Source organism: Cloacibacterium sp. TD35, assembly GCF_028864635.1.
Taxonomy (GTDB): Bacteria; Bacteroidota; Bacteroidia; order Flavobacteriales; family Weeksellaceae; genus Cloacibacterium.
In genome coordinates this window covers 1,579,928-1,601,931 of the sequence record NZ_CP104850.1, presented here as the reverse complement: position 1 = coordinate 1,601,931, position 22,004 = coordinate 1,579,928, and the positions used below count along the sequence as shown (strand labels likewise).

Here is a 22,004-nt window from a genome sequence, read left to right as displayed (position 1 = left end):
ATTAGAATTTAGCATTAAGTTGAATTCCTACAGTGCGGGCAGTAGGAAGTTGCCCTATTTCTACCCCTGGAGTAATTGATGAATCGTTCAGAGTAGCTGCTTCTGGGTCAAACAATGGGAACTTAGTCCACATCCAAAGATTTCTTCCGAAAAGCGATACGCTTAGGTCTGACATGTTTAATGACTGCACGATTTGTTTAGGGAAATAAAAAGTGATATTGGCTTCTCTTAGTTTAACATAAGATGCATCAAATGAGTTAGTTTCCACATTAGCTCTTCTGTAATAATCTGCATAGTAAGAAGTTAGAGATACTGCTTTGGTATTCTGAGAGAAAGACCCATCTGGATTTTGAACCACTCCTACTCCTACAATTGTACCGTTTGGATTATCTCTTCCTACTAAAGTATGGGTAAGTTTTCCTTGTTCAGACATTTTATGGTGAGACTGTGAGTAGACTCTACCACCGTATTGCCCGTCAAAAGAGAAACTCAAAGAAAAGTTTTTGTATTTAAAAGCGTTTTGTAAACCTCCTCTCCATTTTGCATAGGCATTTCCTACGTATTCTATTTCTGTAGATTTGGCAGTAAGACCATCACTACCGTAAATCACCTGTCCGTCTGGAGCGTACTGTAATTTATATCCGTACATATCTCCTAGAGAACCTCCTACTACAGCATTAAAGAACACTACTCCACCTACACTTCCCATAGTATACGGCTCCCCTTGGAATTCTGCCGGCAAAGACATAATTCTGTTTTTATTCATAGACCAGTTTGCGGTAACATTCCATTGGAAACTTTTATTTTTAATTGGGAATGCATTCAGTGTCATTTCTACCCCTCTATTTCTTACTTCACCAGCATTAATAGTACGTGTAGAATACCCAGTTTCAATTAATGAAGGTACGTTTACAATTTGGTCTTTAGTACTGTTTTGATAAACGGTAACGTTATACGTTAATCTATTTTTGAAGAAACTGAAATCCATCCCTGCTTCTATGTTTTGGTTCATTTCAGGTTTTAGATTAGGGTTTTGGAAATTGGCAATATTTTCTGCCGAACCTACAAAATCACTCGTGTTATAGAACTGTTGTAATTTGTACGGCTGCGTATCGTTTCCTACTTGAGACCACGAAGCTCTCAACTTCCAATAATTCCAGCTTTTAGAATTCATTTTCAAAATGTCTGAAAGAATTAAAGAGGTAGAAACCGATGGGTAGAAATAAGAACGATTAGCTTTTGGTAAAGTACTACTCCAGTCGTTTCTCGCAGTGAAATCTACAAACCAAAGGTTATCATAATTGAATGATGCTAAACCGTAAACACTATTGGTTTCTTTGTCATTCGGTTGAGCAATTCTTGTATTTAGAGAAATCGCATTGGTTAATTGATAAATCCCGGGAACTCTAAGACCGATGGCTCTGTAATCATTCAGCACATATTCATTTGCTCTGATATTACCTCCTGCTGAAGCAGAAACGCCCCATTTCCCAAAATTATTTTTATACGTAAAAAGTAAGTCTGTATTATACTCAGAATTTTTAATGTATTGTTCGCGATAGTATCCCTGAAGGTAATTGGCAGAACTGTAAGGTCTCTTGGTTGTTCTTTCTTCGTCTGTGATTTCGATACCAGACCTTAGCATCATTTCAAAATTATTATTGAAATTATAAGTTGCTGTAATATTACCAGTGATTAATTTTTTGTTTACACCATTTAGCATTTCATAAGCGATAAGATAAGGGTTATCTATAAATGTACTGAAAGGGTGAATCTGGTCTACCTGATATTTATCTTTCTTCCAAATGGGCTCATACCATGATAAATCTACATTTGGATTCTGGAAAATCATGAAATAAGAAATTGATTGATTGTTGTATCCTGTAGAAGGTAAATTATCACTCTTGGTATAATTGTAGGCAAATTTAGAAGCCACCCTCAATTTCTTGCTTACCTTATGATCAAAAGACAAAGCATAATTATATCTATCAAAACCGGTATTCGGCATCATCCAAGTATTGTTTACAGCGCTTAGTGAAGTTCGGAAAGAAGTTTTATCATTAGAACTTTCGATACTGATGCTGTTAGAATAGGTAGTTCCCATTTGCCAAAAACCTTTAACATTGTCTTTGTAAGGTCTCCACAATTGTCTTTCTAAACTTTGTCCTTCAACGGTTGGGTCATATTGAAAATAATATTGCCCATCGAATTTAGGCCCGAATGCGCTACTTGTTCCACCCGTACTCACTCCATCAGCTGAAGCGCCATAAGAATAGTAAAACTGACCATCTTTATTTTTTGCCAATGTACCTTGACCGTATTCATATTGCCAATCTGGCCATTTCAAAACGGTATCAAAACTTGTAGAAGAATTAAACGTTACTCTTATTTTTCCGTTTTTAGTTTTCCCGGATTTTGTAGTAATCATGATGGCACCATTCGCACCTCTAGAACCGTACAACGCAGAAGCGGTAGCTCCTTTTAGAATCGTTACATTCTCGATGTCATCTGGATTAATACTGTTAAAATTGTTCCCGTAATCTACAGGCAAATCGCCTCCAGAACCTGCACCATACGCCGCGTTTCCTGTACCTGTATTGGTTCCGCCCAATGGAACACCGTCTACTACGATCAATGCTTCATTGTTGTCCAAATTCATGGAAATACTTCCTCTCAAGGTAATTTTAGCACTTCCCAAAGGACCTGCACCTGCTGTTTGGATTTTAAGCCCCGCCACTTTTCCTTCTAACGCTTGTGCCCAGTTGTTGTTTTGTGTTTTTTCAAACTCTTCTGATGACACTTTTTCTGCTACATAGCCTAGGGATTTGTCTTGTCTTTTGATTCCCAAAGCAGTTACTACTACCTCGTCTATGTTTCTTACGGAATCTAATTTTGCTTTCTTAGATTGCGCCTGTAAATGGGTTACACTTACCAGACCTAGAGCAGCTAATAAAATAATCTGCTGTGTTCGTTTTTGCATTTTACTTTTTTTTTGCTCAAAAGTATTCTAATACGGTCGTTAAGTATTTTAACAAGCTTTTAACATTCTTTAAATTATTCGTCAACCAAATTTTAATCAAAAATGAATGTTATTTTGCCAAAACATTAAAAGTAAAAGAGTGAAAACATCTAAAACTCTCATCTTTGGGAGATTGAGGATTTAACATTGAAAGAAGCTTTTTAAGAAAAGTTAATAAGAGAATTTGAAAATTTGAAAATGAGGGAATTTAAGGAATGTTATAAATTTATAGAGGTTATGGTGGTTATGAGGGTTATGAGGGTTATGAGGGTTATGGTGGTTTTAAATTTTGTTTTTTGCGATTTTATTGGCGAGAGCGCTTACATAGAACAATTGGAAACTGTGGTAAATCATAATCGGCAATAGGAAAAGAACTTTTTGTTCTTCTGGGATTCCTAGAATCATCACGAATAAACTGCCATGAACCAAAGATTTTTTAGAACCACAAAAAGTGGTGGTAATAGTATCTTCTCTGCTGAAACCTAATCGGTGCGAAATGCGATTTAAAATCTCATAAACGATAAAAAACAGCGCCACCGCAGCGATAGTAATCACCACAAAAACCAATGAAGGAACGGTAGAAAAAATATTTTCAATAAATGCTTTAGAAAAGCTTTCGTAGACAATCAATAGAATAATCAATCGATCAAATTCTGCAATGATTTTACTGTATTTCGTTACCCAATTTTTTAAAATAGGATTGAGGAGAATTCCCAAGATAATCGGCAAAAGAACTTTGAGTAATAATTGTTGGATTATTTCAGACTGATGACTTTCGGCAGCTTGAGCATTTAAGAAAAACCCCATCAATAAAGGCGTCATTACAATGCCAATAAGTCCAGAAATAGATGCATTAAAAATAGCCGAAGTCACATTTCCTTTGGCAATAGAAACCATCACTACCGATGAAGAAACCGTAGAAGGCAAACACGCTAAAAAATATACGGAAAGCCAACTTTGGAAGTACAGCGAATCTTTAAAAATTGGATAAAAAACCAAAACCAATGCTGGAAAAAGAATGAAAGTTCCCGCCTGAACCAAAAGGTGCAAATTCCAGTTGGAAACATCTTTCAGGACTTCTCTCAAGTTGAGTTTTAGCCCGTACAAAAGGAAAATTCCCGCAATTCCCCAATCGATGAATTGTTCTAGGTTAAATATTTGATTGTAAGATTCTTGGTAAGGAATGAGTTTTCCCGCTATTACCATCACGAGCAATAACAATAAAAAGATGTTTTGTTTATCTGCTAATTTTTTAAAATTCAATCTCCCAGATTTTACACAAAGATAAGACAGATATTACATTTTAGAAATTAAAGATTAGAATTTTATAGTCTTGAAGAGCAATATCTACTTCTTATAATTCTTTGGGGTAAAAAAACGCCCTTTACTTTTCAGTAAAAGGCGAGTTTTTTCATCATTTGTTATTTTATTATTTAGAAATCATCAACTTCATTGATTCATTTCCTATTTTTACGAGATACAAACCATTTTTATAAAAAGTTGTATTCAGCGTCATTACGGTTTGTGTAGCAGTAGTACGGTATAACAATTTACCTGTAACATCATAAATGACTATCTCCTGCCCTTTTTTAAGATTAGAAATGGTTACAAAATCTTTCGCTGGATTGGGATAAATTCCAACCTGTGGCTCTGTTAAGCTATCTGTTGTAGACAAGGTAGTTGAAGACACAAGTTTTTCTACCGTTTTTGTCCTGGGGCTAGATACATAAATATTATCTTTTGAATCTATAACGACAGCAGGAAGATTTTTAACCGAATTAATATTTGAAACAATCTGACCGTTTGCATCCATTTTCACCATTCCAGACATTCCGCCAGACACTGCGTAAATATTTCCTTCAGAATCTACAGCTACTCCATTGGGTTGAGCTACTCTACCTGCTCCTAAAGTTACAATATTCGCTCCTGATGCGTCCATTTTTTTTATTGACTGATTTAAATAATCGGCTACATAAATATTACCCGCAGAATCTACAGCAACTGCTTGAGGACTCTTAAAACCCGTTCCTAATGTCTTACTTGCTGATCCATCTGCAGGAAATTTAAGAACATTATTACTTCCACTATTGGCAACATACAAATTATCTGCACCATCTACAGCCAAACCATAAGGAGAATAAACTGGCCCAATGTCTTTTACCTTTACACCATCAGAATTAAATTTTCTTATCATTGTATAAAGAGAAACATAAACATTCCCTTTTGAATCCACTGCTAATCCATAAGGATAAGTGTAGGCTCCTAGTGAAACAAAGGTTGTAACCACTCCAGTAATTGCATCTATTTTTTTTACTTCAAATGTAGTAAGATCCCCAAAAAAAACATTACCATTAGAATCTACCGCAATCCCATAAGGATCAACATTTGATGCAATGGTAGTAGACGTTTGTCCAAAAAATTGTACACATGTACCAAAAGCAAAAATAGAAATGATTAAAGACTTAAGAAGTCTAAGAAAATAATTTTGTTTCATAAATATCTTTTTTTATTAATTTTTAATGCTGCAAATCTAGATGTAGTTTTACAGAAACGAATCATTTTAGGCGTTAAAAAGCGTTAACAACCCCTTATTATTTTTTCAAAACAACTTTCCAACAAAAACAAAAACCAACTGAATATCAATTTATTAAATAAATCATAGATATCACCTTACTAACACATGTAATAAAATCATCAGTAATTTACTTAATAGAACCCTCCTAGATAATTGCAGGATAGAGGCAGGATAATTGCACCTCAGTTGCTGTACAACTAGACATCACCCTCTCTTATTATCTCCAAAAAAACACACTCATTTACTCTCCTTTTTTCCACTTTCCTTCGAGTCTTGTTCGAATCAAGTTCGAGTCTGCTTCGGAAAAACGGTACTTTTTCCGAACAAGACTGCACTTTGATTGCCACTTGATTCAACCCCAACCCTAATCATGGTGAAATCCTCACCCAAAAACTCATCATTAGGTCACGTCATTTATTTAGTGTACCTTTGTAGAATAATTTATAAAATAGGTTACTGCCTTTGCTATCTGTTACAGTTTAGAATATTTTTTTATTTCTTTTTCAGTTTTTGCTTTTTCAGCGTCCCTTTTTAGAATAACACCTCACAGATGCACATAACCCTGAAAGCAAAACAAGGCAAAATAACCTGGACGAAGTTCCCCTGATCCTTATGATATAAGCGCTCTGTTTATAAAACAGTAGATTTCTTATAGCACGCAATACACCAATAACCATTGGTTTTATCATTCATTAAAAAACAAACAGAACATTATTTATGGCAGATTCTTTCTCAAAAAAAGAAAACTTTAAGAAAAAAATTCAAAAACAAAAAGAAAAAGCACAGCGCCGTGAAGAGCGTAAAGCGAACAACAACAAAGGAAAAGAACTAGAAGATATGTTTTCCTATGTAGATGAGTTCGGAAGAATTACAACTACTCCGCCAGAAAAAAGACAAGAGGTTTCTCTAGACGATATTCAATTAGGAGCTGCTCCTATTCCTGAAGAAGAAACTAGAAAATCTGGAATTATCACTTTCTTAAGCGAAAAAGGTTATGGTTTCATCACCGAAGACCGCTCAAAAGAAAATGTATTTTTCCACCAAAATAATGCCAAAGAACTTCTTAAAAAAGGACACAAAGTATCTTTCGAAAAAGAAAGATCAGCCAAAGGATTCTCTGCAATCAATATAGAACTGATTAAATAACGAGAACAAAAAAAATGGAATTATTTCCATTGATTTTAATTCTCTTTACTTCATAAAGTGCGCAAAAGCGCTATTAACCGTTAAGAAATAAAAACTAAGGTTTACTATTTCTTAATACATTAACCAAAGGCATCCTAAAAATGCCTATTTAAAACCCATTACTATGCAAGAAGGCACCGTAAAATTTTATAACGAAACAAAAGGTTTCGGATTTATTACTCCAAACAATGGAGGAGATGACATTTTTGTACATTCTTCTGGTCTAAGCACTAGAACAATTAAAGAAAATGACAAAGTTGTGTACCAAGTAACACAAGGACAAAAAGGATTAAATGCTACTCAAGTAAAATTAGCGTAATCTCTTTTTGGTATTCTATATACACGAAAGCGACTTTTTAAAAGGTCGCTTTTTTTATTGACTACGTATGTCTATTTTGATCAACAAACATATAGTTATGAATAAATAATCTAATATTTTGTAGTTTTAAATTATCAAAGTTTGATGAAATAATAATTATAGATTGGCTAAAAAAAATAGCCAAAATGGTAAATATAAAATTAATAAAAAAATAGCTATCCCAGTTTATTCCTTGATAATCCAATTGATGAATAGGCAAGTTCCACCAAAAATCTGAATTGCCATCACAATTAAAACAAGCTGATTTGTAAGGAAAATAGTTCCAAATGGTAACTATTAAAATTGAAGTACATAGGTTTAAAAAGTTTTTAGTTTTGTTTTTCATTGGTTTGTATGATTTTTAGACGCTTTATATAATTAAAATTATACATCCAAATTTATGAATCATAACATTTTATTCATGAAAAATCACACACAATTATACATTATGTATACATACATCCATTTTATTTTTTAGCATTTAATTAAAAAAATTTAATTTTGAAAAAAAAATTAATAAAAAAACACGGTATGTATACATGGAGTACGAAAATTATATTATTTAACCTCTTATTCTCATTTATTTTGTCCTTTTCTCAAGAAGATAAGATAAAAAATCAATATTATATTTTTTTAGACGCTAAAACTCAAGATATAAAAATCATAAAAAATGATTCTATAATTTATACAAATGGGTTCAATAAAAAACAAAAATTGATTAAAGGAGATTTTCCAGAAAATCTTTCCTTTTATGAATATCAATATAGCATTAACCAAAAAAATTATTTTGTAAATAGTGGCGGAGGCGTAGTTTTAGAGTATAGTGATGGGCATTTAAAAAGAATTGATCATTCGTTCCTTCATAAAAACCAATTCCATGCTTCTCATTTCCAGTACAATAATGAAATGTATCTTTTTGGAGGATATGGGCTATTTACCTACAAGAATATACTTACCAAATTTGACTTTTCTACAAAAGAATGGTTTCTAGTAGGCAACAAAAGTAAAGAAAAACCTTTCCCTGGAACAGATCAGTACCACATACTAATAGGAAACCATTTTTATTTATTCGGTGGGTATAGAGAAGACGAAATAAGCTTTGGACCTAAGCCCAACAATCCTAATAAATTATGGAAATATAATCTAAAAAATTATACATGGGAATCAATAGGAATAGTGAATTTAAAATACAATATTCCTTTTTATAATGGCTTAGGAAAAAATAACTTCATAGCTGACCAAAAAATTTATATTACTGATTTTGGATATTCTGCTATTGTAGATATTTTAAATAATAAAATCACCTATTATAAAACCAAAATCCCTATAAATAATGAAAAAATTATTTATAATCCTAAAAATAAAACACTCAATTACCTAACTGTAAAAACAGCTACGAGACAGGTAGAGTTCACCTCTATTCCTCTAAAAGATTTTTTTCAAAACCCAATAGAAGTAGATAAATTTTACACCAATCCTATTTTTTATTACTCTAACTGGATATATGGTGGTGTTTTTATATCATTCTTATCAATAGTATTTTGGTTAAAAATTAAAACGAAGAAAAAGAAAAAAACAAGACATAAATCAATTACTACAGAAAAAAATCAATTATTTTATATGACCCAGAAAATGATTTATTTCATTACAATGGCTCAATAATTGAGAACTTATCATCATTAGAACAATCTCTTTTAAGTTATCTCATGAATAATTTAGAAAATTACATCCTTATTCATAACCTTAATGGAATCATAGAAAAATCTATTAACAGCCAGAGTATTAATACTGTACTGCGTAAAAGAGAAGCTACCTTAAACAGTTTGAAAACAAAAATTAGTCTAATTCTAGATGTAGATTATGATGATGTAATTCTAGAACAAAAAAATCAACAGGATAAAAGAATCAAAGAAATAAAATTGAACAATCAATTCTTCAAATTTATAACCGATAAAAGCGAATAAGATAAGTTTACTGTAAAAATTAATCTTTTTGAGTTTTAATAAAGAGTAAAGTAAAATCAACTTGAAAAACCAACAAAATTCCTTATTTTTGCACATCTTAAAAAATCATTCAATATGTTTAATAGTCTTCAGGACAAGCTAGATAAAGCCTTACAAAACATTCAAGGCCGAGGAAAAATTACAGAAATTAACGTAGCAGAAACAGTTAAAGAAATTCGCCGCGCTCTGGTAGATGCCGATGTTAATTACAAAGTAGCCAAAGACCTTACCAAAAGAGTTCAAGACAAAGCACTAGGACAAAACGTGCTTACCTCTATTACTCCAGGGCAATTGATGACCAAGATTGTACATGATGAATTGGTAGAATTGATGGGTACTACTCAGGAAGGCATCAATCTTTCTGACAAACCTACCATTATTTTAATTGCTGGTTTACAAGGTTCTGGTAAAACTACTTTTTCTGGAAAATTAGCCAATTATTTAAAACAAAAAAGAAGCAAAAACCCTTTATTGGTTGCGTGTGACGTTTACAGACCCGCTGCAATAGACCAGTTAACTGTTCTTGCAGACCAAGTAGGCGTAACCATTTATAAAGAAATCGAAAATAAAAATCCTGTAGAGATTTCTAAAAACGCTATTCAGTTTGCTAAAGATAACAAGCATGATGTAGTGATTATAGATACCGCAGGTCGTCTTGCCATAGATGAAGCCATGATGAACGAAATCAGAAACGTTCACCAAGCCGTAAAACCTACCGAAACCCTTTTCGTAGTAGATGCGATGACGGGTCAAGATGCGGTAAATACAGCTCTTGCCTTTAACCATGTTTTAGATTACAATGGTGTAGTTCTTACCAAATTAGATGGTGATACCAGAGGTGGTGCTGCGCTTACTGTTCGTTCTGTCGTTCATAAGCCAATTAAGTTTATTTCTACTGGCGAAAAAATGGAAGCTCTAGACCTATTCTACCCAGAAAGAATGGCAGACAGAATTCTAGGAATGGGAGACGTAGTTTCCTTAGTAGAAAGAGCTCAAGAACAATTTGACGAAGAAGAAGCTAAAAAACTTCATAAAAAAATCGCTAAAAATGAATTTGGTTTTGATGATTTCTTAACGCAGATTAACCAAATCAAAAAAATGGGTAACATGAAAGACTTAATGGGAATGTTACCAGGCGTAGGAAAAGCGATAAAAGATGTAGACATTAATGATGATGCCTTCAAGCATATAGAAGCCATTATTTACTCTATGACTCCAGAAGAAAGAAGAAGACCTTCTGTGATTGATATGAACCGTAAAAAAAGAATCGCTAAAGGTGCTGGTAGAAAATTAGAAGATGTAAATGCACTGATGAAACAATTCGAACAGATGGGCAAAATGATGAAGATGATGCAAGGACCTCAAGGAAAACAACTCATGCAGATGATGAGCAAAGGTATGCCAAGTATGCCGGGAATGGGCGGTAACCTTTTTGGAAAATAAAATTTTTAATTAATGATATAAAAAAATCCTGAGAAAAATTTCTCAGGATTTTTTAGTTTATTCTTCTCTTTGTCTTTTCTCTTCGGAGTTATAAGCCAAGATAATTTTTTTCACTACAGGGTGTCTTACCACATCTTCTTCTGTAAGATGTACAAAACCTATTTCATGAACACCTTTTAGAATTCTCATGGCTTCTTTTAGGCCAGAATGTTGTTTAGGCGGTAAATCTACCTGACTAGGGTCTCCAGTAATAATAAATTTAGCATTCATACCCATTCTCGTCAGAAACATTTTCATTTGAGAGTGTGTAGTATTCTGCGCCTCATCTAGAATTACAAAAGCTTCATCTAGAGTTCTTCCTCTCATAAAAGCCAATGGGGCTACTTCTATTATATTACGTTCTATATAACCTTCTAATTTCTCAAAAGGAATCATATCTCTAAGCGCATCATAAAGCGGCTGTAAATAAGGATCTAGCTTTTCCTTGAGGTCGCCAGGCAAAAACCCTAAACTCTCTCCTGCTTCTACTGCGGGTCTGGTTAAAATGATTCTTTTTACCTCTTTATCTTTTAATGCTCTCACTGCCAAAGCAACACTGGTATAGGTTTTCCCTGTTCCTGCAGGACCGATGGCAAAAACCATATCCTTCTTATCACATTCCTTTACTAATTTTTTAAGGTTGGTCGTTTTAGCTTTGATTACCTTACCATTTACGCCTTTTACAATTATATCTTGGTCAAAAACCAATTGTTTTTCCTCTTCACTTTTTATTTTGAGAATGTTTTCTAAATCTTTAAGTCCAATAGAATTATTGGTAGAAATATAACTCACGATATCATCTAATTTCTGCTTAAGTACATCTAGAGTTTCCTGATTTCCCATTGCAAAAATGAAATTATCTCTCCCCGTGATTTTCAGCGTAGGAAAAGTAGATTTCAGCAAATTAAAATACTGATTATTAACACCATAAAAAATTTTAGTGTCTATTCCCCTGAGTTCGTAAGTGATTTCGTACAAATTGTTTATATTTTTAAAAATTTTATCTTACCAAAAATAAGCAATATCTTTGTTTTTTCAAATTTTTACTATTAAAAATGCCAATAATTACCCTTACATCAGATTATGGAAATCTAGACCACAGAGTTTCAGCCATTAAAGGCAGTATTCTCCAGCTTAATCCAGATGCTAGAATTATTGATATTACCCATGAAATTGGGGCGTATAATCTTATCCAAACCGCTTATATTCTTAGAAATGCATACGCACATTTCCCTAAAGAGAGTGTGCATATTGTTTCCGTAGACAGTTTTTTTCACAAAGACCGTAAAAATCTTTTGTTAAAAATGGATGGGCATTATTTTATTACCGCTGACAATGGTTTGATGAGTCTCACTTTTTTTGACCAAAAACCAGAAGCCATTTACGAAATTACCATCAATAATCGTTTTGACGACGAGGTAAAATTTGCGAGTGTAGATATTTTCGTTCCCGTCGCAGCACATTTGACTAAGGGTGGTTTGCCAGAACTCATCGGTAGAAAAATTAAGCAATACAAGTGTACTACTTTTGCAAAACCTTACTTTAATGAACCCGAAAAAATGCTGATTGGCGAAGTGATGTACATTGATAATTTCGGGAATTGCGTAACCAATATCAGCAAATTATTTTTTGATAAAACGATGGTGAATTTCAACAATTTTGAGATTAACATTCGAAATATTTTACTGAAAAACATCAATCGTAAATACACAGACATCGTCACAGATTGGGAAAAAGAAAACGAATACCATGGCAAAGCTTCTGCTATTTTTAATGGCCAAGATTTATTAGAAATCACCATTTATAAAGGTACAAAAAACAATGGTGCCAATTCGCTTTTTGGCTTAAAAGTGGGGGACAAAGTGTATTTACAATTTGAGTAAAAAAGAAGCAAGATTATTTGGAACTCTAAAAACGAAACAAAAAAGTATAAGCTATGACTTATTTAATCATAAAAGCGCTACATATCATCTTTATGGTGAGTTATTTTGCGGGAATTTTTTATCTCGTAAGAATTTTTGTGTATTACAAAGACACTGATGCTTTCGAAAGTCCTAAAAAGGAAATTCTTCGTGAGCAATATGTTTATATGGCAAGAAGATTATGGAACATTATTACGGTTCCTGCGTTTGTTTTGATGACCATTTTTGGTGTTTGGATGGTTTTTTATTACTATCCTAATTTCCCTTTGTTAATGGCTAAACCTTCCTTATCTTGGTTTTACTATAAAATTTTGTTTTTAATTGGACTTTTCGTTTACCATTACTGGTGTTGGAAAAAAGTTTTAGAAATTAAACACCTCAATAACCAAGATTTATCTACAGCTAATCTTAAACTTAGACAAAGCAACGAAATCGCTACTTTCATCTTATTTTTAGTGGTTTTTGTGGCTGTATTAAAATCTACCGCATTGCAATATTGGTGGCAATTATTTATAGGATTCATCGTTATTGTATTGGTAATTATGATGACGGTAAAATTGGTGAATAAGAAAAAATAAATTTTTTGGATGCTGGAAGTTAGATGCTGGATGAAAATCCAAAAAAATATCTAACGCCCATCATCTAACACCCAAAAAAATATGATAGCAATACTAAAAAAAGAACTTTGGAGTTATTTCGGGAATTGGAGTGCATGGATTATCATCGGTGCATTTTCTTTTATTTCTGCTTTATTTTTATTTTTTTTCGAGAATGATTTCAATATTCTAGAAATCGGAACTGCCAGTTTGCAGAGCTTTTTCACGCTTTCACCATGGTTGTTTTTGTTCATTATTCCTGCATTAGCCATGAAATCTTTTGCTGAGGAACAACAAAACGGAACATTGCAATGGCTTTTTTCTCAACCATTAAGTATTTCTGAAATCGTTTCAGGGAAATTTTTAGCAGTATTTTTAGTAGGGATTTTATGTTTACTCCCTTCATTGGTTTACCTGTACTCTGTTTACGCTTTAGGAGTTCCTGCAGGAAATTTAGACCTCGGAGCGACTTTAGGAAGCTATTTCGGGATTATTCTTCTCATTGCTACATTTTCTGCTGTTGGGATTTTGGCAAGTTCACTTTCCACCAATCAAATTATGGCCTATTTATTGGGCGTTTTCTTGAATTTCATCTTATACTTTGGGATAGAACAATTGGCCAATTTCAAATTGTTAGGAGGTGCAGATTATTTGCTTCAAAATCTTGGCTTTTATCATCATTTTATCGCTTTTACAAGAGGTTTGATTGATACCCAAGATGTATTTTACTTCTTGTTCGTGATTGGATTGAGTTTGTTTTTGGCTAAATATTTTGTAGGGAATAAGAAATAATTACAAAAATGAAACAAAATTTAAAATATATTATTCCAGCCATCATCCTATTATTAGGAATTTTCGGGGTATTTTCTCATCGTTTTGATTTGACTAAAGAGAAGCGTTACACCCTTTCTGATGCTACGGTAGAAACGCTGAAATCTGTAAAAGAACCACTGACTGTAGAAGTTTATCTGGAAGGTGATTTTCCTGCCAGTTTCAAGCAATTGCAGAATGAAACGCAGTTTCTTTTAGAAGAATTCAGAAAAATCAATCCAAAAATTGATTACAAATTCATCGATCCTATTGCGACTAAAATGTCTCAAGATACGCTTCAAGCAATGGGAATGCAACCTTCTATGTTGCCTGATATGAAAGACGGGAAAGTTTCTCAAATTGTGCTTTTTCCTTATGCAGCCCTGAAATATAAAGGTTACGGAACTTCTATTTCGTTGATAACCAATCAAATGGGAATAGATGCAACGGAACAGTTAACCAAATCCATTGAAAATCTGGAATTTAACTTCGCATCTACCATTAAATCTTTGGTGACAGACCAAAAGAAAAACGTAGGTGTTTTGGTGAATCAAGATGAATTAAGAGTAGATGAATTTCGCAGTTTTATGGACATGACACTCGAAAATTACAATGCTGGTCCTGTAATTCCTGTTAACAAAAAAGAGTTGACTTTAGAAGATCTTCCGAATTTAGAAAGAATGGATGCTCTGGTAATTGCAAAGCCTAGAAAAGCCTTTACTGACGGTGAAAAAGTGATTCTAGACCAATACATTATGAACGGTGGAAAAACACTTTGGATGATTGACGCCGTAAATGCAGAAATGGATACTTTGATGACCAAGAAAAAACTCATGGCTTATCCTATCGACATCAATATGACCGATTTTTTCTTTAATTACGGCGTGAGAATCAAAGCGCCTTTGATTAAAGATTTCCAAAAATCTGCTTTGATTAGACTGCAAGTTGGCGAAGTGGCAGGAAATCCTCAATACTCCAATTTAATTTGGCCTTATTTTCCTTTGGGAATTAATGAAAATAATAATCCGATTACCAAAAATATTAATCCTGTAAAATTTGAATTCCCAACTGCTATTGATACATTGGGAAGAAAAAATATCAAAACTCAAGTGCTTTACGAATCAAGTGAAAGAACCACTGCTAAATCGGTTCCTAATTATGTGGAGCTTTCAGAAATGGCAAATCTTGACAGTCTTTCTGTTATGGAAAAACCTACTACACCTAAGATTTTTGCAGTGAGTTTAGAAGGGAAATTTACCTCTGCCTATGCGAATAGAAGTGAGAAAAACGGATTCCCAAATTTCAAAAATGAAGTGTCTGAAAACAATAAAATGATTGTTATTTCTGATGGTGATGTTGGCCGAAATCAAATGATGAAAGGTCAAAACTTACCTTTAGGAGCAGATTTATTAACCGACCAACTCTACGGAAACGAACAATTTTTGAGAAACTGCTTAGATTGGCTTCTCGATGATTCTAATCTCATAGAACTCAGAAACAGAAATATAGAATCTCGCTTGCTAGACAGAAGAAGAATAGACGAAGAAAAAACAAACTGGCAATGGTTTAATTTATTAACTCCTCTTGCAATTTTAGGACTTCTCGGTGGAATTTTCTTCTGGTTGAGAAAGAAGAAATTCGGATAAATTATAAATCCTTAAAGTTTAAAACTTTAAGGATTTTTTACACATCTTTTATAAAATCTTCGTATTCATAATACACCATTTCAAAAGCAGTCATTTTTTCGACAAAAAATTCGAAAATTTCTCGCCACGTGTTTTTATTGTAGATGGAAACTCCATGTTTTTCCACCCAAAATCTAGAAATCACTTTTCCGTTTTCTAAGGTGTAGAATTCATCTTTATACACCTCGCATTTCAGTTCATCTTCTAAAATCCCTTCTAAAGACCAAAGCTTTTCATAATAAGCATTTCTGAAGATTTCATCTTTCATTTCTATGTCTATAGAAACCTCAGCTTTTTTGTTATCACAATAGAATTTAAAAGCGAAATCTTTGATTTTAGTATCGTACAAAATCCATTTCTTCGGAAACGACTTCCCGAAACTGGTCCAAAATTCCTTTTTTATTTTTGCAGCTTCTTCTTTGCTGAACATTTTATTTAGTTATAAGTTATGAGTTGGCGAAAATAGGGAAATTCTGCTCAAATCTTATTTTATTTCGTTAAAAAATATTAGTTTTGAGGAAATTTAAACCATGAAAAACCTCATCATTATTGCCTTATTTTTCAGTTCTTTACTTTCAGCTCAAAGTTATTACAAGAAAATTTCGGATAAAAACATTAACACAGAAAGACAAACCATTGCCAAAAATTTTATTCAAGAGTTTCTCAATAAATGTGAAAATAAGAACTTCACCTCTTTTGAAAAATTCAATATTGCCAAGAAATTTGAGATGTTTTTAGATGAAAAAATAAGTGATATCTGTCAAAAAAATGAAACAGATTTAGGAAAAATAGAATTGCAAAATCTCAACTCTGCTTATTTCTATAAAATTTCATTGACTTCAGATCCTGTAGAATTGTTTATTTTCAATGCAAAAACGGAAAAGAATCCTGAAATTAAATTTTTAAGCGTTTGGGTTTATCAAGACCGAAACTATATCCGCGGAATAGTCATCACCAAAGAAAAACCCATCAATCCTAATAAAAGAGAATAAAAAAAGCGGACTTTCATCCGCTTTAATTTTATCTTTTTTTATTTCATTGATTAAGAAATAACGCCTAATTCTTTTCCTACTTTTTCGAAAGCAGCAATGGCTTTATCTAAATGTTCACGGGTATGTCCTGCAGAAAGCTGAACTCTAATTCTCGCTTTTCCTTTCGGAACTACTGGGTAGAAGAAACCGATTACATAAACGCCGTTTTCCATCATTTTTTCTGCAAAAGTTTGCGCTAATTTAGCATCGTATAACATTACAGGAACAATCGCAGCATCACCATCTGGAATATCAAAACCTTTGGCTTTCATTTCCGTACGGAAATATTCTGCGTTTTCCATGACTTTATCACGAAGTGAAGTGTCTTTAGAAAGCATTTCCAGAACTTTCAAAGCCGCTCCTACAATTCCTGGAGCTAGAGAATTTGAAAATAAATACGGACGCGAACGTTGACGAAGCATGTCGATAATTTCTTTTTTACCAGAAGTAAAACCTCCCAAAGCGCCACCCAAAGCTTTTCCTAAGGTAGAGGTAATAATATCTACTCTTCCCATCACTTCGTTAGCTTCGTGAGTTCCACGTCCTGTTTTACCAATGAAACCTGTTGCGTGAGAATCATCAACCATTACCAGCGCATCATATTTCTCTGCTAAATCGCAAACTCCTTTTAAATCTGCTACAATTCCATCCATTGAGAAAACTCCATCTGTTACGATGATTTTGAATCGGTGATTTTGTTTAGAAGCTTCAATGAGTTGTGCTTCTAAATCTTCCATATTATTATTTTTATATCTATATCTCGCTGCCTTACAAAGACGAACCCCATCAATAATAGAAGCATGATTTAATTCGTCTGAAATAATAGCATCTTCTTCTGTGAAAAGCGGTTCAAACACCCCACCATTTGCATCAAAACATGCTGCATATAAGATCGTATCTTCGGTTCCTAAAAATTCAGAAATCTTAGCTTCTAATTCTTTATGAATATCCTGAGTTCCGCAGATAAAACGCACTGATGACATTCCGTAACCGTGAGAAGCAATCATGTCTTGAGATGCTTTCATCACTTCTGGATGGTTAGAAAGTCCCAAATAATTATTGGCACAGAAATTCAATAATGATTTTCCATTGGCTACAATTTCTGCAGACTGCTGAGACGTAATAATTCTTTCACGCTTGTACAATCCGTCATTTTCGATATTTTCTAGCTCGTTTTGTAAGTGTTTAAGGTATTTTTCTGAAATCATTTTTTAGATTTTTTGATTTTCACAAATGTAATAAAAAAAGCCCTCATAAAAGAAGGCTTTCTATATTAAAATAAGGATTCACTACAAATCAATCACAGGTTCCAGCAATTGTTCCATTCTGACTTTTATTTGATCTACTGAGCCTAAATAACCGTTAATTAGCAAAGAAAAAGAAAGTATTCTTCCGTCTCTTGTTTTAATGTAACCTGCAAGACATTTCACCCCGTTAAGCGTTCCTGTTTTAGCAAAAATTTGACCGTAATTGTTACTTGTTTTAAACATTCTTCTCAGTGTACCTGTTTCTCCTGCAATAGGCAAAGATTTAAGAAAATCGTCATAATATTTCTCTTTCATTACATCTGCCAAAAACTTCACCTGAGAAATCGGTTTTACTTTATTTGCTCTCGATAAACCACTTCCATCCGCTAATACCAAGCCATCAAAATCATATCTTTTTTCTTCTAAATGTCTCACGATGGTTTCTCGTCCCGATTCTAAAGAAACATTTCCTGTTTTGTAAAAACCTACCGTTTTCAAAAGGGATTCCGCTAAAGCATTATCACTTTTTTGGTTGGTGAAATAAATAATATCCACCATTGTAGGCGAAGAATATTTCGCTAAAAACTGTCTTTCTTCAGGATTTGGATCTGTAACTCTATTGATGACTTTTCCAGAGATAGGAATTCTATTTTTAATCAAAATTGCTCTAAGATTATTGGCTAATAACGCTGGAGCTGCTGGAATCGTTGAAATTAAATTATTGGCTTCAAATTTTTCGGTGAAAGCCATTTTGTGCATATAAGGAGATACGTAAAAATATCTTTTTGAAGTGTCAAAAACAGATTTTGCTTTTACTGCAATTCTCTCGTTTTTAGGGTTGATATTATTGGTATTTCCTACTGGAAGATAGTAATTGTTATGCTCTAACCAAACTATTTTTTCGGGTAATTCTAATCTTACATCTTGAAAAACAGCCGTTTGTACTACAATATCTCCATTGATTTTTTTAATTCCTGCTTCTGAGATTTTAGATAAATAATCGCTGATAATTTGAGAATAAGACCACGCTCCCGCTTTACCTGTTCCCATAGAAGGATCACCACTGCCAATTACGAAAAGATTTCCGTTGAGCGTTCCCGCTTCGTCGATTGTTCCAGAGTATTCTAATTGAGTAATCCATTTGAATCTTCCTCCCAAAAGCGCCATAGAAGCATCGGTAGAAAGCAATTTAGTAGTAGAAGCTGGAATCAAAGGTTTGTCTTCATTATAACCTGTGATGACTTCTTTTTTTTTGGTATCGTAAACTACAAAACCCCAATTTGCATTGCGCAAGAGAGGGTCTTTTTTCATTTTTTCTATATTTTCTTCTAACTGTTCTTTGGGAGAAAGCACGGGTTTTTCTATTCCAGCACTTCCTATTCCACTTTTTTCTGTATATATATTAGAAGAAACTGATGAAGTTTGGGCAATAACTGCAGTTTGCAAAAGCACAGTTGCAGCTATAGCTATTCTTTTCAATTCTCTCATTTTAGACTTTATAATAATCAGATTTTCAATATTCTAACGGGACAAATTTATAAATTATTGCCATTTTCTATTCTTTTAGTATAGCTAAAACTGTCCCAAGAATTGTTAAATTTTGTTAAAAATCAACAAACGTATCTATTTTAATACTTTTATAAGCGGTAATTTCTTCAAACTCTTCTAGAGATTTCAGCACGTAATCTTTGTATTCCTGGTATTTTTTGCCTCTTGGTAATTTGAGTAAAATCTGATACTGATACAGGAGATTTATTTTACCAATCGGTGCTTTTTCTGGCCCTAAAATACATGGTAAGGGCAAATATTTTTGCAAAACCGAACTTAAAAACTGAGAAGCTCTTTGTAATTTTTCTTCTTTTCTGTGCTTGAGTTCTATTAAAACCAATTTCACAAAAGGTGGATATAAAAATTGTTCTCTTTCTTTGAGGAAATGCTCATAAATTTTTGCAGAATTTTCTTCTTTAATCAGTTCAAAAAGCGCATGATTAGGATTGTATGTCTGGATATAAATTTTACCTTTCCCAGAGTTTCTACCAGCTCTTCCCGAAACTTGCGTAATCAATTGATAGGCTCTTTCTTCTGCTCTGAAATCCTGAACATACAACAGCGAATCTGCTTTTGGAATCGCCACCAATTCTATATTATCAAAATCCAAACCTTTAGAAATCATTTGTGTTCCTACCACTATTTCGGCTTCTCCAGATTCTATTTTTTCGTAGAGTTTTTCGTAGGCAAATTTCTTACGCATGCTATCTACATCCATTCTCTCTACTTGTGCTTCCTTAAAAATTTTCTGCGTTTCTTCTTCTATCTGTTCTATACCAATTCCACGAGTATTGAGATTTGTACTTTGACATTTCGGACAAATTTTAGGTTTTTGCGCTTTTTGACCACAATAATGGCATTTCATCTCGTTGGTAGATTTATGATACGTCATCACTACATCACAATTGCTGCAATAGGTAACATGACCGCAACTTTCGCATTCTACCACATTTGCGTAGCCTCTTCTGTTGTGCAGAATGATGGTTTGCTTTTTATGTTCTAAATTTTCAGAAATTTTATCGATTAAATACTGAGAAAAATGCCCTACCGAAAGTTTAGATTCTTGCGCTTCTTTGAAATTGATGATTTCATATTTTGGCAAAGCCACTTCACCAAATCTTTCTCCTAAAAAAACGTATTTTAACTTTCCATTTTTTGCGGCATAATAACTTTCTACAGAAGGTGTTGCAGAACCCAAAATCGCTTTCGCTTGATAATGATATGCCAAAACCAAAGCGGCATCTTTTGCATTGAAAAAAGGTTTAACTTCACGAGGTTTGTAAGCAGAATCATGCTCTTCATCGATGATGATTAAGCCCAAATTCTGAAACGGAAGAAACAGCGAACTTCTGGTTCCGATGAGAATTTTAATCTCATTATTCTTAACTTTTCTCCACACTTCTACCTTTTCGAAATCCGTGAGTTTTTGATGATAAAAACCAAGTTGCTTTCCGTATTTTTTTTCTAATCTTTGGGTAATTTGCTTCGTTAAAGCAATCTCTGGAAGTAGAAACAACACATTTTTTCCATTGGCAATGGTTTCTTCTATTTTTTCCAAATATAGATGCGTTTTTCCAGAACTGGTAACGCCATGAAGCAAGACATTTTTGTCTTCATGGAAACCTTCATTGATTTCTGCTAAAGCTTTTTCTTGAACTTCAGAAAGTTTTTCCAGATTTTCTATTTCACCTTCATAAGTCTCGATTCTATCTTTCTGAAGATAATATTCCTGCACCAAGTTTTTCTCAACTAAACCTCTTAAATGCGAGGCATTGAAAACTCCATTTTCAAAAAATTGAGATTTTCGTAGAGGCTGATTATGTGTTTGCTGAGCCTCCAAAATTGTTAAAAACAAATCTTTTTGCTTTTTAGCTTTGGTTAAGCTTTGTAGAATTTCTGACAGATTACCGAGAATATTTTCATCAATTTGAAGATAAGCCACTTCTTTGGCTTTATATTTTTCGTAGATTTTTTCGTCTATTAAAATTAATTGTTCGTCGATGAGCGCTTTCACGGTTCTTACAATTTCTTTTTTAGGAATAAACGCTTCTATTTCTGACAAACTGACGAGGCTTTTCACTTCTAGAGCCTGCAATAAATAGGTTTCATTGGCATCCAGAACTTCCCAGTCTATTTCTTTATTCGGATTTCTTTTTAGATAGGTTTCACTTTCTAATTTTAAAGAACTTGGGAACGCAAAACGGTAGATTTCGCCAATATTACAGAGGTAATATTCAGATAGCCATCTCCAGAATTCTAACTGCTGTTTTGGAACAATAGGTTCTGCATCCAGCAATGAATGAATGTCTTTTGGCAAAAAAGTTTCGGGTTCGTTCTGATGAATTTCTGCAACAATTCCTGTATAAATTTTCTTCCCTCCAAAAGGAACCAGAACACGCATTCCTACTTCGATTTTCGACAAAAATTCTTCCGAAACTTTGTAAGTAAAAGTCCCTTTGAGATTAAGTGGTAGAATGATTTGTGCGTAGTTCAATTTGAAAACTTGAAAATGAGCTAATTTGAAAATTATTCAAAAATAGGAA

At 33.3% G+C, this 22,004-nt stretch carries 19 protein-coding genes; 10 read left to right on the top strand and 9 right to left on the bottom strand.

Features of this window, described 5'->3' with window-relative positions; genetic code table 11:
- Nucleotide 1: 1 nt before the first annotated feature.
- The 3 genes from N7277_RS07405 to N7277_RS07395 all read right to left on the bottom strand — a co-directional run bounded on the left by N7277_RS07405 (nucleotide 2) and on the right by N7277_RS07395 (nucleotide 5,513).
- A complete protein-coding gene (locus tag N7277_RS07405; protein ID WP_274778938.1) occupies nucleotides 2-2,980 on the bottom strand; it encodes a SusC/RagA family TonB-linked outer membrane protein in 2,979 nt (992 codons plus the stop codon).
- Nucleotides 2,981-3,301: 321 nt separating this feature from the next.
- Nucleotides 3,302-4,225, bottom strand: coding sequence for a bile acid:sodium symporter family protein (locus N7277_RS07400; RefSeq protein WP_446715138.1), 924 nt, complete (start codon nucleotides 4,223-4,225; stop codon nucleotides 3,302-3,304).
- A 223-nt stretch (nucleotides 4,226-4,448) separates the two neighbouring features.
- Nucleotides 4,449-5,513, bottom strand: coding sequence for an SBBP repeat-containing protein (locus tag N7277_RS07395; RefSeq protein WP_274778936.1), 1,065 nt, complete (start codon nucleotides 5,511-5,513; stop codon nucleotides 4,449-4,451).
- Nucleotides 5,514-6,311: 798 nt separating this feature from the next.
- Here N7277_RS07395 and N7277_RS07390 point away from each other — a divergent pair.
- A complete protein-coding gene (locus N7277_RS07390) occupies nucleotides 6,312-6,740 on the top strand; it encodes a cold-shock protein (RefSeq protein WP_274778935.1) in 429 nt (142 codons plus the stop codon).
- Between the two features lie 163 nt (nucleotides 6,741-6,903).
- Entirely contained in the window at nucleotides 6,904-7,098 is a 195-nt protein-coding gene (locus N7277_RS07385; RefSeq protein WP_274778934.1) for a cold-shock protein, read from the top strand.
- A 61-nt stretch (nucleotides 7,099-7,159) separates the two neighbouring features.
- Here the strand turns inward: N7277_RS07385 and N7277_RS07380 are convergent, their stop codons facing one another.
- Nucleotides 7,160-7,483: a hypothetical protein gene (locus N7277_RS07380; RefSeq protein WP_274778933.1), complete on the bottom strand. Its 324-nt coding sequence runs from the start codon at nucleotides 7,481-7,483 to the stop codon at nucleotides 7,160-7,162.
- A gap of 368 nt (nucleotides 7,484-7,851) precedes the next feature.
- On the opposite strand from N7277_RS07380, the gene N7277_RS07375 reads away from it, so the two are divergent.
- The 3 genes from N7277_RS07375 (at nucleotide 7,852) to ffh (ending at nucleotide 10,583) form a co-directional block, all read left to right on the top strand.
- Nucleotides 7,852-8,799 carry a kelch repeat-containing protein gene (locus N7277_RS07375; RefSeq protein WP_274778932.1) on the top strand — a complete coding sequence of 316 codons (948 nt, stop codon included), beginning with the start codon at nucleotides 7,852-7,854 and terminating at the stop codon, nucleotides 8,797-8,799.
- Nucleotides 8,800-8,843: 44 nt separating this feature from the next.
- Nucleotides 8,844-9,101, top strand: a complete 258-nt coding sequence (locus tag N7277_RS07370; RefSeq protein ID WP_274778931.1) for a hypothetical protein — start codon at nucleotides 8,844-8,846, stop codon at nucleotides 9,099-9,101.
- 114 nt (nucleotides 9,102-9,215) lie between these two features.
- Nucleotides 9,216-10,583 carry a signal recognition particle protein gene (ffh, locus tag N7277_RS07365; protein ID WP_274778930.1) on the top strand — a complete coding sequence of 456 codons (1,368 nt, stop codon included), beginning with the start codon at nucleotides 9,216-9,218 and terminating at the stop codon, nucleotides 10,581-10,583.
- A gap of 57 nt (nucleotides 10,584-10,640) precedes the next feature.
- Here ffh and N7277_RS07360 read toward each other — a convergent pair whose 3' ends face one another.
- Nucleotides 10,641-11,600, bottom strand: a complete 960-nt coding sequence (locus tag N7277_RS07360; RefSeq protein WP_274778929.1) for a PhoH family protein — start codon at nucleotides 11,598-11,600, stop codon at nucleotides 10,641-10,643.
- Nucleotides 11,601-11,677: 77 nt separating this feature from the next.
- On the opposite strand from N7277_RS07360, the gene N7277_RS07355 reads away from it, so the two are divergent.
- The 4 genes from N7277_RS07355 (at nucleotide 11,678) to gldG (ending at nucleotide 15,596) form a co-directional block, all read left to right on the top strand.
- On the top strand, nucleotides 11,678-12,505 hold the full coding sequence (locus tag N7277_RS07355) for an SAM hydrolase/SAM-dependent halogenase family protein (protein ID WP_274778928.1): 828 nt from the start codon (nucleotides 11,678-11,680) through the stop codon (nucleotides 12,503-12,505).
- Nucleotides 12,506-12,558: 53 nt separating this feature from the next.
- Nucleotides 12,559-13,122: a CopD family protein gene (locus N7277_RS07350; protein WP_274778927.1), complete on the top strand. Its 564-nt coding sequence runs from the start codon at nucleotides 12,559-12,561 to the stop codon at nucleotides 13,120-13,122.
- A gap of 81 nt (nucleotides 13,123-13,203) precedes the next feature.
- Nucleotides 13,204-13,932 (top strand): ABC transporter permease, encoded by a 729-nt coding sequence (locus N7277_RS07345; RefSeq protein WP_274778926.1) that lies wholly within the window; start codon nucleotides 13,204-13,206, stop codon nucleotides 13,930-13,932.
- 8 nt (nucleotides 13,933-13,940) lie between these two features.
- The gene (gene gldG / locus N7277_RS07340) at nucleotides 13,941-15,596 is read left to right on the top strand and encodes a gliding motility-associated ABC transporter substrate-binding protein GldG (protein WP_274778925.1); all 1,656 of its coding nucleotides are present in this window, start codon (nucleotides 13,941-13,943) and stop codon (nucleotides 15,594-15,596) included.
- 37 nt (nucleotides 15,597-15,633) lie between these two features.
- Here the strand turns inward: gldG and N7277_RS07335 are convergent, their stop codons facing one another.
- Nucleotides 15,634-16,065 (bottom strand): DUF4268 domain-containing protein, encoded by a 432-nt coding sequence (locus tag N7277_RS07335; protein WP_274778924.1) that lies wholly within the window; start codon nucleotides 16,063-16,065, stop codon nucleotides 15,634-15,636.
- Between the two features lie 100 nt (nucleotides 16,066-16,165).
- On the opposite strand from N7277_RS07335, the gene N7277_RS07330 reads away from it, so the two are divergent.
- Nucleotides 16,166-16,627, top strand: a complete 462-nt coding sequence (locus tag N7277_RS07330) for a hypothetical protein (protein WP_274778923.1) — start codon at nucleotides 16,166-16,168, stop codon at nucleotides 16,625-16,627.
- A gap of 50 nt (nucleotides 16,628-16,677) precedes the next feature.
- Here N7277_RS07330 and kbl read toward each other — a convergent pair whose 3' ends face one another.
- From kbl to priA, 3 genes are all read right to left on the bottom strand, one after another.
- Complete coding sequence (gene kbl / locus N7277_RS07325) at nucleotides 16,678-17,874, bottom strand: glycine C-acetyltransferase (RefSeq protein WP_274778922.1); 1,197 nt, start codon at nucleotides 17,872-17,874, stop codon at nucleotides 16,678-16,680.
- An 81-nt stretch (nucleotides 17,875-17,955) separates the two neighbouring features.
- Nucleotides 17,956-19,401, bottom strand: coding sequence for a D-alanyl-D-alanine carboxypeptidase/D-alanyl-D-alanine endopeptidase (gene dacB, locus N7277_RS07320; protein ID WP_274778921.1), 1,446 nt, complete (start codon nucleotides 19,399-19,401; stop codon nucleotides 17,956-17,958).
- A 115-nt stretch (nucleotides 19,402-19,516) separates the two neighbouring features.
- Nucleotides 19,517-21,955, bottom strand: a complete 2,439-nt coding sequence (gene priA, locus N7277_RS07315; RefSeq protein WP_274778920.1) for a replication restart helicase PriA — start codon at nucleotides 21,953-21,955, stop codon at nucleotides 19,517-19,519.
- Nucleotides 21,956-22,004 lie beyond the last annotated feature (49 nt).